We start from the raw sequence: 13,246 nt of genomic DNA, 5'->3' as shown, positions 1-13,246 counted from the left end.
TCGGCGGCGAGTTCCTCGCGTCGCTCGGCGTCGATGGTCTTTGAGTCACCGACGTCGGCCGGCAGGTCCGCCGGGTCGGCCCGGACCGCCGCGGCGAACATCGACCCGAGCACGGGGCCCTTGCCGGCCTCGTCGACACCGAATCGCATACGCTTGCGGTGTGTGTCCACCGGGTTTAGCGTTTGCGGTCGTCGACGTCGTCCACACCGGCTAGGGCCGCGGGAACTCGACGACAAAGGTCGCGCCGCGGGGCTCGTTGTCCTCGATACGGATGTCGCCGCCGTAGTTCTCGACCAGCGTCGAGACGACGTAGAGGCCGCCGCTTCCGGTGTCGTCCGACCGTGGCTCGAACAGGTCGCGCTTCTCCGCGTCGGGGACACCGGGCCCGTTGTCGAGGACGCGGAGTATCACACCGTCGGCCGCCGGTTCGACCGTGACGTGGACGGCCGGGTCGTCGGTGTCGTTGTGTTCGATACCGTTCTCGATCAGGTTCGAGACGACCGTCCGGACGGCTTCGTTTGCGTGTATCTCGGCCGTCCCCGGCGTGTCGGCGGTGACGGTCCCGGGCAGGGAGTCGTCGGCGTGGTCGACGGTATCGCTGACGACCGACGCGAGGTCGACCGTCGTGAAATCGGGGTCCGCCGACAGCGTCTCGGCGATTGCCCCGGTCGATTCGATGGTGTCGAGCACCGCCTCGATACGGTCGGTGATGATCGACGTGGACTCCTCAATGCGGGTAGCGTCGCCGTCCGCGTCGTCGATGGCGTTCGCGTGTCCCCGGATGACCGTCATATCGTTTTTGATGTCGTGGCGGAGGACACTGTTGGTGAACGACAGCGTCGCCATCGCCTGGGTCGCTTCGCGAGCGCTCTCCCGGGACCGTGCGCTGTAGTAGCCAGCAAGAAAGCCCGCGACAGCACCGGTCGTCGCCGCCAACAGGAGTTCAAACGTCGGTTCGGCGAGCGTCCGGCCCTCGCTGAGGCGGATGGCGATGCTGAACGCGACCATCCCGCCGACGAGAAGTGTTCCGGCCACCGTCGCGGCGAACACGCGCCAGTTGTTGATCGGATGAAACGCCGTGTGAGCCAGATAGTATCCGCCGTAGACGAGGCCCAGCGCCGGAACACCGTCGATAGCAAACGCCAGCAGCGGTCCGCCCAGTTGATCGACCGTTGTGACCTCCGTCAGGTGGTGGCTCCCGGCAGCGACGAACAACACGACCCCGAGTGTCGCCACGAGCAACGGGGACGCGTCGTACACTGCCGTCCGGTCCATACGTCGTGATTGTCTGTCGGTTAGTAAAGAAGTGCCGCCAAACTGGGAAGGGACATCGGGTGAGAGTGCGTCCGGGGGAATACTCTTGCCCGAACAGTGTGAACAGGGACCATATGACAGACAGCGAGTAGTTGTACATCGACGGGGAGTGGCAAGCAGGAGGCGACAGCATCGAGGTGCGGGGCCTCGCCGAGGGCGGCACGCTCGGCACCGTCGCCGCGGCCCACCGCGAGCAAACGGACAAGGCGCTGGCCGCGGCCGAGCGAGCACAGCGGCCGATGCGGGAGACGACACCGGTCGAGCGCGCACGGTGGCTCGAAGCCATCGCCGACGCTATCGAAGCGCGCGCGGAGGAACTGTCCGAAACCATCGTCCGTGAGGCTGGCAAGCCCGTCTCATCGGCCGGCGGCGCGCCCTCTCACGGCCTCGGCGACATCCCCTTCGGCGGCAACGACGCCTCCGGAATCAACCGCGGGGGTATCCACACCTCCATCGAACAGATGCGCCGCAAGAGGTCGATTATCCTGTAAGACCACCGTGACCGATTTGTGTTTGCGTACACAAACACAAAATATGGGCACGAAGACCATCGGTATCAGGGAGGAGGTGTACGAACGCCTCGACGCCCGCAAGCGGGACGACGAGAGCTTCACCGAGTTCGTGGACCGACTACTCGACGAGACGACGCCTGACTGGCGCGAGGGGTTCGGGACCCTCGACGGGGACGAGGCGGCGGCACTTCGGGAAGCAGTTGAGCAGTCCCGTGAGCGAACGGGCGAGGGACTTGCGGACAGGCAACGGCGGGCCATCGAGGAACTCGCCGAGCGAAACACCGACGATGAAACTGCTTGATACGACCTTTCTCATCCGCTACTGGGCCGGCGAGGACGACGTTCGGGCCTACCTCGAAGGACACGAGGAGGCCGAGTTCGCCACGACCACACTGAACCTGAAGGAGATTGCGGTCGGCCGCGAACTACAGGGGAAACTCGACCGCGAGGAGATACTCGCCACGTTCGAGTGGGTGCGTATCGTGCCGTTCAGCATAGACCACGCCATCGCAGCCGGGGAGTTGGAAGCAGCCTTACACCGGGACGAGAGCGTCAATCAGGACAACATAAACGCCCTCACCGGGGACTTGCTGATCGCGGCGGTTGCGAGAGAGCGGGGCGCGACGGTCGTGACCGAGAACGTCGAAGACTTCGAGTCGTTCGACGGCGTCGCCGTGGAGACGTATCGGTCGGATCAGCGTTTTCGAGGTGGAGCCTCCGGCCTCAAGGAGCGACCGAAGCGTAGCAAAGGGAGTGAGTAGGCCGGAGAGGAAACCGACATGGTACGACACAACCGGCATACTGCGACCGACTGACTCCCGAATGTATAAGTACCGTCAGGTACTCTCTGAAGTTATGGGCGTGCGTCGAACTGCCGTCGTGAAACTCGACCTTTCCGACGAGCAACGTGATGCACTCCACCGAACTGCCGAGCAATACCTGTATTGCGCGAACCGAACCGCCGACTACTGTTGGTCCGACACCACCTACACTGAGTGCAGAACCAACAAGAGACAGGTTCGTGACGTACTCTACTCCGAACTTCGTGAGGAGACAGACCTACAGGCACAACTCGTCCAAGCTGCCATCAAACGCGCCGTCGAAGCCGTCAAAGCGTGTGTCGAACGGTGGAAGAAAGGGCAGCGTGTCTCTTGCCCGACGTTTACCGCTGAAACGATGGACTACGACGCACGGAGCGCGACCTTCTACCGCAACAAGGTGTCGCTGGCAACCGTCGAGGGGCGGGTAGAACCATCGTTCGTTCTCCCGGCAGACAGCCCGACGCCCTACGAGCGGTACGTTCTCTCCGAGGACTACGAGTTCCGCGAAAGTACGGTTCGATACGACGCGGTGGACGACGAGTTCTACATCCAACTCTCGACGCGGCGGATAGACGGTGACGCAGAGGTTTCGGAAGATACCGGGCACCCCGACCAAACGGTCCTCGGTATCGACCTCGGCGTCAACTCGTTGGCAGTCTCCTCGACCGGTACGTTCTGGCAGGGAGACGACTACGACCACTGGTGCCGTGAGTTTGAGAAGCGGCGTGGTGAGATGCAACAGCGCGGCACACAAACCGCGCACAACGCCTTGCTTCGCCTCGGGAAGCGCGAAGAAGCGTGGCGGAAACAGTACATCCACACGGTCGCTAACGAACTTGTCGCGGAAGCTGTCGAACACGACTGCGACGTTATTGTGTTCGAGGAGTTGACCGACATTCGAGAGCGGCTTCCGCAGGCGAAGTGGCACCACGTTTGGGCGTTCCGACGCCTCTACGAGTACGTCTCCTACAAAGCGCCCGAACAGGGCATCTCCGTGGAGCAAGTCGAACCGAACCACACGTCTCAACGCTGTTCTCGGACGGATTGTGGATTCACGCACGAGGGCAACCGCCACGGAGAACACTTCTGTTGCCAGAAGTGTGGCTACGAGGTGAACGCGGATTACAACGGTGCGAAGAATATCGGGCTACGGTACGCCCGAAAGCGGACACACAGACTCCGTTCCTCGCCCAAGTCGGGGAGCGGAGACGCAGAAGTAGACCTGCGTGTGAATGGTGGGACGTTGAACGGCGAGAGTCACCGGCCTATTGCTGGTGACTGATTGCCGGGAGTCCACATCAAAGCCCCACCCTCAAGGACCGAGGCGCGTATGCGCCGAGGGAGTAGGGTGGGGTAGTTTACGCCGGGTCGTAGGCGTCGGCGAGGTACTCCTCGATCATCCGGCGGGCGTGGTACCGGGAGCCGTTGAACGCGATAGCGTTCTGCATGATCGCGGTCCAGCGCTCGTGGTCGTCGTAGTAGGTCGGCAGGATGTCCGCTTCGAGGGTGTCGTACAGTGCCGTCGCGTCGACGAGGTCCTCCCGCGCGTCGGTCATCCGCTGTTCGCGGGCGGTGTGGGGGTCGGGCCCGATGGCCCACCCAGTCTCGCCCTCGATGTGCCCCTCGACCCACCAGCCGTCGACCGTCGAGAACTGCGGGACGCCGTTGAACGCCGCCTTCATCCCGGACGTGCCCGAGGCCTCGCGGGGCCGCCGAGGGTTGTTGAGCCAGACGTCGACGCCGGCGGTGAGTTTCGCACCCATCTCCATGTCGTAGTCCTCGAGGTACGTGATCGGTATCTCCTCGTCCAGTTCGTCGGCGTAGCGGTGTATCTCCCGGATGATCTCGCCGCCGAGGTCGTCGCCGGGGAACGCCTTGCCGGCGTAGACGACCTGCAGGTCGCCGGCGCGGGCGACGACCTCGCGCAGGCGGTCGACGTCCTCGAACAACAGCGGCGCGCGCTTGTACGGCACCGCCCGCCGGGCAAAGCCAAGCGTCAGCACGTCCGGATCGAGGTCGACGCTCTGGCGGTCGGCGACGTACTCGATCAGTTCGGCCTTCTCCTCGCGGTGGGCGGTCCAGATGTCTTCGCGGTCGATCAGCGTCGCGTGCTGGAGTTTCGTCGGGAAGCGCCGCCAGTTGCGGAGGTGTTCGTCGAACAGCGACGCGACGTGGTCGCCGACCCACGTCGGGACGTGCGCGCCGTTGGTGACGGCGTCGATTGCCTCGGCGTGGTCTGGGAACATCTCCCGGGAGACCTCCTGGTGGCGTTTGGCGACGCCGTTGACGTACCGTGAGAGGTTCAGCGCCAGCCGCGTCGTGTGGACCATCCCCTCGGCGCTGTGCTCCCGGACCGTGTCGAGGGGGACGAGGTCGCCGGCGAGTTCGCCGAGCAGGTCGTAGTGGAACTCCTCGTGGGCGGCCGCGACGGGCGTGTGCGTCGTGAACACGCACTGCTCGCGGACCGCCTCGGCGTCGAGGTCGGCGCGGTCGAGCAGTTCGAGCGTGAGGAAACTGGCGTGGCCCTCGTTCATATGGTAGGTCCCCACGTCGTAGCCTAGTTCGTCCAGCATCCGGACACCGCCGATGCCGAGGACGAGTTCGGCCGCCAACTGGAACCGCTTGTCCCGACCGGGCGCGTAGACGCGCTTGGTGAGGTCCCGCGCCCACTCGCTGTTTTCCTCCCGGTCGGTGTCGAGCATAATCACCGGGACGGTGTCGCCGAACTCCGAAGTAACGTCGTAACGCCACGCGCCGACCTCGACCGTCTCGGGGCCGATGTCGACGGACGTCGTCGCGTCCAGCGGGTCACAGAACTCCGCGACCGGCCACGGGGCCGGTTCGGTGTGCTGGGTGCCGTCGTCGTCGAGGAACTGCTCGCCCAGCCCCTCGTCGTTGAGTAGCGTCACGCCGACGGCGTCGACGCCGAGGTCCGCGAACCCGCGGACCACGTCCCCGGCGAGGATGCCGAGGCCGCCGTTGTAGGTGTTCATCCCGTTCTCCAGCCCGAACTCCATACTCACATAGGCAATCGTCCCCTCGTGAGCGGAGTCGGCCGCCCTCGCGTGGTCTGTCGTCATACTGACCCGTTCTCACAGCGTTGGTTTAGGTGTTGCTGGATGCCCACGAGGTGACGCGCAACGTTTATTTACCGTGCCGACCACTCTGTAGTTGCAATGGCGAAAGGTACGGTTGATTTCTTCAACGACACTGGCGGTTACGGTTTCATCGAGACAGAGGACGCGGACGAGGACGTTTTCTTCCACATGGAAGACGTTGGCGGCCCGGACCTCGAGGAAGGACAGGAACTAGAGTTCGACATCGAGCAGGCCCCCAAGGGTCCGCGCGCGACCAACGTCACTCGCCTGTAAGGCGGACGTTTCGTCGACTCGGAACAAACAGAATTTTCCATTCTTCACGGCCGACAGCGGCCGCGCTACTTCGTAACGGAGTCCAACGGCACCAGCCGGTGTTCGGTCATCGGCTTTGTGTACCCCGATGATTCGTTGGTCATCCCCGCGGTGTAGACCGTCACCTTCTGCTGGAGGACGTGTGGCTCACCCCGCTTGTTCTTGATCACGTCGACCGAGCGCCAAGCCTCCTCTTCCATAGCAGTGGTGTTCACACTACGGCAGTAAATACGATGTGGGCGGACGCCGTCACCTTCTCGTGTCTCGACACCAACGGTCGAATATGCTCGAATACCACGTCGCCTTCCTCCTGTTGCTCGTCGGGACGGAGGCCTTCTTCAGCGGGCTCTCGATACTGAACTACCGCTACGGGGCCGCCACCGTCGCGGCCCGCAGCGAGTGGGTGCGGGACCGACTCGGCGTCGAAGACCCGGACGAACTGCTCGGCTACCAGCGGGCGACGACGGGGCTGTCGCTGGTCCGGACGTGGGTGAGCCTCGGCGTGACGTTGCTCGTCCTCTACAGCGGGCTGTTCGCCGACGCCGTCGACGCCGTCGCGGGGCTGGGACTGCCGCCGCTCGCGGCCGGCGTCGTCTTCTTCGTCAGCCTCGTCGTCCTCGCGCAGGTTGCCAGCGCGCCCTTCGACCTCTACAGCACCTTCGTCGTCGAGGAACTGTTCGGCTTCAACCAGCAGTCCCCGCGGCTGTGGCTGCGGGACAAACTCGTCGGGACGGCCGTCGGCGCGGTCATCGCGGCCGTCGTCGCCGCGGCCGTGCTGTTCGTCATCGGGGCGCTGCCGGACCTCTGGTGGCTGGCCGCGCTGGCGCTGTTCGTCGCCTTCTCGCTGTCGATGCTGGTCATCTACCCCCGCGTCATCGCGCCGCTGTTCTACGACTTCGACCCCATCGAGGAGGGCGAGTTGGCCGCGGCCGTCGACGACGTCTTCGAGCGCGCGGGGTTCACCTGCGACCAGACGTACGTGATGGACGCCTCCAGTCGCTCCAGCCACGCCAACGCCTACTTCGTCGGCTTCGGAGCGGCCAAACGGGTCGTCCTCTTCGACACGCTGGTCGAGCAGACCGGTATCGAGGAGATAAAAGGCGTCCTCGCGCACGAACTCGCCCACTGGAAAAAGTCCCACATCTGGAAGCAACTGCTCAGTCAGACCGTCCGGATGGGCGTCGTCTTCACGCTTTTGTGGTGGCTGCTCGACCAGCCGTTCCTCTACGAGATGTTCGGCGTCGCCGAGACGAGTTACGCCGGCCTCCTGTTAGCGGTGCTGTGGATCAGCCCGCTGTTGCGCTGGACCGCCCCGCTGGAGAACAAGCTCTCGCTGGCCCACGAACGGGAGGCCGACAGCTTCGCCATCGACGTGATGGGCGCGGGCAAGCCGCTGGCGGACGCGCTGGCGGACCTGACCAGCGAGAACCTCTCGAACCCGTTCCCGCACCCCCTCTACGCGACGTTCCACTACACCCACCCGCCGGTGCCCGAGCGCATCCGGTACATCGAGGAGTGGGGCGGCGACGCGGCCGAGGACGGCGGGGAGGCGGCCGGCGGTCGGCCGGCGTGAGAAAAAACGGCTGTGGTGAATCGCCATAACGCGGTGTGGTTCACTGTTTCACGGTCCGCTTGATGCTGTAGACCACCACATCACCCTCGCGTTGCCGATCTCCCCGTGTTACTCACCGGTGTGGGCTGGATGTGAACCCGGGCCCGTCAATCCGGAGAGTCACAGACGCATACGCCGCCTTCCCGGACTTGATCGGTGACGTACTCGTGGACGCTGCGAGCGAGTTGCTGCATTGTCTCTGCTTGACGTTCTGTCGGACGTCGGCCGCCGTAGTAACTGTCTGTGCGGTTGGTGTCGTACAGTTGTCGGAGGTCACGTGTTGTCGTTTCGGAGAGGAGGCCCAGAGCGGTTGCGCGGTCGTAGCAGGTGGTGTGGTCGTGAAAGTCCTCGAGATCGTCGCCACCTTCGGCTAGAGCGTAGGCTTCGACTGAGCGTTCGGTCGCACCGAAGCACAGTTCGATTGTCGCGGTGTAGAAGCCTTGAGCGGAGAGCGCATCGACCGCCGCCAGCAGCCGGCATGCTTTCGTCAGCTGGGTTTTCCAGTCGGCGTCGGAATCGATTGCGTCTTCGTAGGTCGGGATGCCGTATCCTTCTTCGTTGAATGCGTCGATGGCAGCGGCGAGTGCGTCCACGATGGCTTGTGGGTCAGATTCCCTACGCATCGAAGTCACCGTGGAAGACCATCTTTCGAACGGTGTCGAATTTCTCGGAATCGTAGACGACGAGGCCGTCGTCGAGTACGTCGCGGAGGTCGTCAGTGTAGTTCGGGACTGCTGACAATGATTCGACGTCGATGTCGTATGCGTACCGACCGGTGTCAAATTCCCGGTCTTCGAGGGCTTGTCGAACGCGGTTCGCGGTTCGTTGGTTCGCCATCCGGTCGTCTTCGACGAGAACCCAGAGGTCGATGTCACTCCGGCGGTCAGCGTCGCCACGCGAAACACTCCCGTACAGGATAATCCCGACGACGTCGTCGAGTTGTTCGATCAATTCGTCGATGGCTGTGCGGACTGGCGTGTGGAATTCGGCCTGGGGAACCTGCAGGATCGGATCGTCCGGTCGAGATAACCGCCCAGAGTTGATTTGTACCAGTCGCCTGTTCCCGTCGCGCCGGTCAACAACGAGATTGTTGGCGGCTAAGATATCGACGCCCTTGGTAATGGTCGGTTGAGAGTAGTCTACTGCGTTCGTCAGTTCAGTGATCGAGAACTCGTCGGAATGATAACGACTTAAAAAAGACAGGACATCGTGGACGGCCTGACTTTTGAATATATCCGCGTCCTGTGCGGGGATATCAATCGATATCGTCGCTCCATCTCCCTTGCTGGTATTCGATTTACTGTTCATACAAAACTGTTCGGACGGCTAGATATTTAAACTTCATATGTTATATCGAGTTTGGTTGATATTGTCTGCGGTGTGGGCTATCCAATCGCGCCAGTATCTTCAGCGGGCTGTGTTGAATCGTTGTGATTCAACAACGCCGAAGAAAACAGCCCTTAGATACCCGCGAGCGGCGACTCTTTGCTGTCGGCGAGCCGTTGGAACTGCTCGTCGGAGAGCTCCAACTCGGCGGCGCGAGATTCTCCTCCAGTTGCTCGACGGTGCGGGCGCCGATGATCGGTGCGGCGACCTGGTCGTGGTGGGCGAGCCACGCGAGGCTGACCTGTGCGGGGGTGGCGTCGAGTTCGTCGGCGACGGCCCGCACCTCGTCGACCACCTCGAAGTTCTCGTCGGTGAGGTAGTACTCCTTCCAGCCCTCGTCCTCGGAGGCGGTCGAGGACTCGGGGTCGCGGTCCTCGCGGCTGTACTTGCCCGTGAGGACGCCCTGTGCGAGGGGGCTCCACGGCGAGAGTTCGATACCGTAGTCGGCGCACATATCGAGGTAGGTGTCCTCGACTTCGCGGTTGACGAGGTTGTACCGCGGTTGGGAGACGGTGAACGGTTCGTAGCCCTTCCGGTCGGCGAGTTCGTTGGCCTTGGCGATGCGCCACGCGTTGGGGACGTGCGTCGACGCGCCGAGGTAGTTCACTTTGCCGTCGGCGACGAGGTCGTCGAGGGTGCGCATCAGTTCCTCGGCGGGGGTGTCCTCGTCCCAGCGGTGGATGTAGAGGACGTCGAGATACTCGGTCCCGAGGCGGTCGAGGATGGCGTCGACCTGCCGGCGGAGGTGCGTTCGCGAGAGCCCCGAGAAGTTGGGGTTGTCCTCGCGGGTCGGCCAGTACACCTTCGAGGCGACGACGTACTCGGCGCGGTCGCGTTCGGCCAGCCAGTTGCCGATCCACGTCTCGCTGTCGCCGTCGCCGTAGATGTCGGCGGTGTCGATAAAGCGCCCGCCGGCGGCCTCGTAGGCGTCGAGCAGTTCGTAGGCCCGGTCCTCGTCTATCTCGACGGTGCCCTGATCGGTCTCGCGGCCGAACCGCCACGTACCGAAAGCCAGTTCGCTCACCTGTAGCCCGGTCCTCCCGAGCGGGACGAAATCGAGGTCCATATCTCAGTACGGGAGCGGGGCGGACAAGTATGTGCTGGCCCGGGGCTGGCGGGGCCAACTCAATCCTGATAACTAGGCGTAAAGGCTAATCGGGAGCCACGGGTAGTTCTGGTAGAGACGGACCGATATGAGTGGCGAGGAACACAAACTGTTCGACGACCGCGGGCAGTTCATGCAGGCGGTCAGGGACGGCCGCGAGGACCACACCGCCGACTGGGGAGCGGCGCGCGTGGTCCTGACCACCGAACGGGTCGTGTTGATCGCCGACGAGAAAAACCAGATCGCAATCGACGAACTCGAACGGGTCAACGACCGCGTCGATGTCAACCAAGCGGCCGCGGGCGAGAGCAGTTACACCGCCCTGCGGGCCGACGGCGACGTCTACCTCGTCTCGACGGGCGAACAGGCGGAGTTCGAGACGGCGCTGTACAAGGCCTCGCTGAACAACGGCATCCTGCTGGTCCAACACCCCGCCGTCGAGGGCGGCGTCGTCCAGTCCGTCGAGTGGACCAAGGCGAAGATCAAGATATCCGAGGAGGACGTCAGACTGGCGATGGCAGACGGCCAGCAGGTGACCATCGACCGCGACGACATCGGCGACGTCGGGACCGACGAAAGAACGATTCAGGACCGCGAGCGGACGGTCTACGAGGTCGAACACACCGAGGAGGGCCGCAGCGTCGAGACCCACATCACGGGCGAACCACACCACACGGCCGTCCTCGGGTCGCTGCTGGAGGAGGGCGTCGAGCGCCACCGCGCGAACCTCGACCTGAGCGGGACCGAAAAACAGGTCATCATGGCCTTACACTCGGGCGTCTCGCCGTTCGACATCCCGGATTTCGTCGGGCTGGACGTCGAGAAGGCCGAAGAGATAGTCGACCAGTTGATCGAGTACGACGTGGTACAGGTCGAACGCGAGCGGACGGAGGTGGCGCTGACCCCGCAGGGGCGGCAAGTCGCCGGCGAGGCGATAGGGGATCGATAATGTGCTCACAAGGGGAGACAGTAAAAAGCCCGCAGTATCTTTCGTTCTGACGACCGATTCACATCCGAGGACGGATACTGGAGAAGGAAAGACGCTCGTTTCGGCGAGGTTTCAATACCGATGGGGACCTATCGCCTACTGATGGCAACGCAGCAGTATCGAATCGTAGCCGCTGAGGACTCGGATATTCACGAGGAGCCCCACATAGAGGGGAGCCGTATCACCGTCCGAGATATACACGTCCGCGTCGAAAAACGTGGTCTCACTCCCGAACGAGTCGCCGAGCGGTACAACCTAGACATCGCAGACGTCTACGAGGCGCTCGCGTACTATCACAACAATCCCGCGGAGATGCGACGGGTCAAGGAGCGTCACGAGCGAGCCGCCGCCGAAGCCAAAGAGCGGTCCTCACTCACGCCACCCACGAACTGATCGATGGTGTATCGGCTCATCCTCGACGAGAACGTCGAACACGTTGATTTCGTGCCCGAGCTTGGAAAGGGGACCGCCGACTATCCGATTGCACAGTACTCACTCGATACCGACCGTGTGATCGTTACGTACGACGACGACTTCGTACTCGCGGTGGACGAAGGAACGTACCGAGCGGTACTGTATTTCGACGATGCGACGCTCTCGGTCAAGCAGGTCGCGGATATAATCGATACTGTTTCTCAGAGCTACCCACAGACGGAGTTGCAGGGCCTCGAATACGTCGGTGAGGAGTGGCTGTAAACTACGGCCCGGCCACAACGAGCCACGAAGAGCGAGCGCAGAACGTGTCGCGCCCAGAAGGTTAAGGTTCGTGGTGGTCGTTCGGTCGGTATGGTCCACACTGCAGTCGTCTTGGCCGCCGGCGAGGGAATGCGGCTCCGGCCGCTGACCCGGAACCGCCCGAAGCCGATGCTGCCGGCCGCCAACCGCCCGATACTGGAGTACGTACTCGACGCGCTGGTCGAGTCCGGAGCCGAGCGCGTCGTGATCGTCGTGGGGTACAAACACGACCGCGTCCAGAACCACTTCGGCCCGAGATACCGCGACGTGCCGCTGACGTACGTCCGCCAGGACAAGCAACTGGGTAGCGGGCACGCCCTCCTGCAGGCCCGCGACTACGTCGAGGACGCGATGCTGGTCGTCAACGGCGACTGCCTGATCGACAGCGGCATCGTCGAGGACGTCTGTGACGCTTTCGACGCCGGCGAGGGCGAACCGACGCTCGCGGTCTTGGAGAACCAGAACACCAAGCAGTACGGCGCTGTCACGCTCAGAGACGGCTTCGTCGAGGAGATAATCGAGAAGCCGACGACCGACGAGTATCGGCTGATCAACGCCGGTATCTACGCCTTCGACGACTCGATATTCGCGGCCATCGACGACACACCGCGACAGGAGGGTGAACTCGCCCTGACCGACACCATCGCCCGCGAGATAGCGGCCGGCCGGGTCCGGGGCGTCGAGACCAGCGGCCTCTGGGTCGACGCGACCTACCCGTGGGACCTGCTGACGGTCGGGAACGAGGTCCTGAGCCACGGGCTGACGGACGAACCCGAGCGGGAGTCGGGCGTCTGGGTCGACGAGACGGCCATCGTCCACGAGACGGCGACGCTCCAGCCACCGGTCGTCGTCGGGCCGGACTGCGAGGTCGGTCCCGGTGCCGTCGTCGGGCCGACCACCGCGCTGGGCCGCAACGTCACCGTCGGCGCGAACACGACCGTCGAGCGCAGCGTCCTCGACGCCGACACCCGCGTCCGGCCCGGGTCGACGCTGCTCGATACCGTGACCGGACAGGACGTCTATCTCGGGCCGAACACGGTCGTCTCGGGCGCCCCGGCCGACGTGCGGGTCGGCACGTCCATCTTCGAGGACGAGCGACTTGGGGCCGTCATCGCCGACCGGGCCCGCGCGGACGGGGCAGTTCACGGTTTCCACCCGGGGTCGGCTGGTCGGCCCCGAGCCGCCCACCTCCACACCGGCACCGCCGTCGACGGGCACGTCGGCGAGCGAACGGAGGTGGCGTCGCTGATGTGCGGGATTATCGGCGCCGTCGGCCGCGGGAGCGACACCTTGGACGTCCTCGTCCACGGTCGTCTCGAAACTGGAGTATCGGGGCTACGACTCGGCGGGCGCGCGCTCTCGG

The 13,246-nt window shown here is 63.8% G+C and carries 14 protein-coding genes and 3 pseudogenes; 10 read left to right on the top strand and 7 right to left on the bottom strand.

Annotation, left to right across the window (positions count from 1 at the left end):
- Both rnhB and GJ629_RS09720 read right to left on the bottom strand, forming a co-directional pair.
- Positions 1-149 (bottom strand): annotated as a pseudogene (rnhB, locus tag GJ629_RS09725) (ribonuclease HII); the annotation flags it as partial.
- Positions 150-210: 61 nt separating this feature from the next.
- The gene (locus GJ629_RS09720; RefSeq protein WP_157512788.1) at positions 211-1,275 is read right to left on the bottom strand and encodes an ATP-binding protein; all 1,065 of its coding nucleotides are present in this window, start codon (positions 1,273-1,275) and stop codon (positions 211-213) included.
- A gap of 176 nt (positions 1,276-1,451) precedes the next feature.
- Here GJ629_RS09720 and GJ629_RS17985 point away from each other — a divergent pair.
- From GJ629_RS17985 to GJ629_RS09700, 4 genes and pseudogenes are all read left to right on the top strand, one after another.
- Positions 1,452-1,670, top strand: a pseudogene (locus GJ629_RS17985) (aldehyde dehydrogenase family protein); the annotation flags it as partial.
- A gap of 178 nt (positions 1,671-1,848) precedes the next feature.
- Positions 1,849-2,127, top strand: coding sequence for an antitoxin VapB family protein (locus GJ629_RS09710; RefSeq protein ID WP_157512786.1), 279 nt, complete (start codon positions 1,849-1,851; stop codon positions 2,125-2,127).
- The gene (locus tag GJ629_RS09705) at positions 2,114-2,587 is read left to right on the top strand and encodes a type II toxin-antitoxin system VapC family toxin (RefSeq protein WP_157512785.1); all 474 of its coding nucleotides are present in this window, start codon (positions 2,114-2,116) and stop codon (positions 2,585-2,587) included. Before GJ629_RS09710 ends, GJ629_RS09705 begins: the two co-directional genes overlap by 14 nt.
- A 94-nt stretch (positions 2,588-2,681) precedes the next feature.
- On the top strand, positions 2,682-3,929 hold the full coding sequence (locus GJ629_RS09700; RefSeq protein ID WP_157512784.1) for an RNA-guided endonuclease TnpB family protein: 1,248 nt from the start codon (positions 2,682-2,684) through the stop codon (positions 3,927-3,929).
- Positions 3,930-4,005: 76 nt separating this feature from the next.
- On the opposite strand, the gene glgP is transcribed toward GJ629_RS09700, so the two are convergent.
- The gene (gene glgP, locus GJ629_RS09695; RefSeq protein WP_157512783.1) at positions 4,006-5,727 is read right to left on the bottom strand and encodes an alpha-glucan family phosphorylase; all 1,722 of its coding nucleotides are present in this window, start codon (positions 5,725-5,727) and stop codon (positions 4,006-4,008) included.
- A 96-nt stretch (positions 5,728-5,823) separates the two neighbouring features.
- Here glgP and GJ629_RS09690 point away from each other — a divergent pair, with 96 nt between their 5' ends.
- Positions 5,824-6,018, top strand: coding sequence for a cold-shock protein (locus tag GJ629_RS09690; protein WP_157512782.1), 195 nt, complete (start codon positions 5,824-5,826; stop codon positions 6,016-6,018).
- 65 nt (positions 6,019-6,083) lie between these two features.
- On the opposite strand, the gene GJ629_RS16195 is transcribed toward GJ629_RS09690, so the two are convergent.
- Positions 6,084-6,257: a hypothetical protein gene (locus GJ629_RS16195; protein WP_197428535.1), complete on the bottom strand. Its 174-nt coding sequence runs from the start codon at positions 6,255-6,257 to the stop codon at positions 6,084-6,086.
- Between the two features lie 83 nt (positions 6,258-6,340).
- Here GJ629_RS16195 and GJ629_RS09685 point away from each other — a divergent pair, with 83 nt between their 5' ends.
- Positions 6,341-7,630: a M48 family metallopeptidase gene (locus GJ629_RS09685; RefSeq protein ID WP_157512781.1), complete on the top strand. Its 1,290-nt coding sequence runs from the start codon at positions 6,341-6,343 to the stop codon at positions 7,628-7,630.
- Between the two features lie 146 nt (positions 7,631-7,776).
- Here the strand turns inward: GJ629_RS09685 and GJ629_RS09680 are convergent, their stop codons facing one another.
- The 3 genes and pseudogenes from GJ629_RS09680 to GJ629_RS09670 all read right to left on the bottom strand — a co-directional run bounded on the left by GJ629_RS09680 (position 7,777) and on the right by GJ629_RS09670 (position 10,121).
- Complete coding sequence (locus GJ629_RS09680; RefSeq protein ID WP_157512790.1) at positions 7,777-8,292, bottom strand: DNA-binding protein; 516 nt, start codon at positions 8,290-8,292, stop codon at positions 7,777-7,779.
- Entirely contained in the window at positions 8,285-8,977 is a 693-nt protein-coding gene (locus GJ629_RS09675) for a nucleotidyltransferase domain-containing protein (protein WP_157512780.1), read from the bottom strand. The genes GJ629_RS09680 and GJ629_RS09675 overlap by 8 nt, the downstream gene beginning before the upstream one ends.
- Positions 8,978-9,129: 152 nt before the next feature.
- Positions 9,130-10,121, bottom strand: a pseudogene (locus tag GJ629_RS09670) (aldo/keto reductase).
- Positions 10,122-10,248: 127 nt separating this feature from the next.
- Here GJ629_RS09670 and GJ629_RS09665 point away from each other — a divergent pair.
- The 4 genes from GJ629_RS09665 to GJ629_RS09650 form a co-directional block, all read left to right on the top strand.
- Positions 10,249-11,109, top strand: coding sequence for a CheF family chemotaxis protein (locus GJ629_RS09665; RefSeq protein ID WP_157512779.1), 861 nt, complete (start codon positions 10,249-10,251; stop codon positions 11,107-11,109).
- Between the two features lie 120 nt (positions 11,110-11,229).
- Entirely contained in the window at positions 11,230-11,541 is a 312-nt protein-coding gene (locus GJ629_RS09660) for a DUF433 domain-containing protein (protein WP_231754578.1), read from the top strand.
- Between the two features lie 3 nt (positions 11,542-11,544).
- A complete protein-coding gene (locus GJ629_RS09655) occupies positions 11,545-11,844 on the top strand; it encodes a DUF5615 family PIN-like protein (RefSeq protein ID WP_157512778.1) in 300 nt (99 codons plus the stop codon).
- Between the two features lie 90 nt (positions 11,845-11,934).
- Positions 11,935-13,246 (top strand): sugar phosphate nucleotidyltransferase (locus tag GJ629_RS09650; protein ID WP_157512777.1); only part of this gene is annotated, 1,312 nt, incomplete at its 3' end.

The organism is Halapricum sp. CBA1109 (assembly GCF_009741825.1).
Taxonomy (GTDB): Archaea; Halobacteriota; Halobacteria; order Halobacteriales; family Haloarculaceae; genus Halapricum.
The sequence above is the reverse complement of the archived record's forward strand: the minus strand, read 5'-3'. Positions and strand labels throughout refer to the sequence as shown.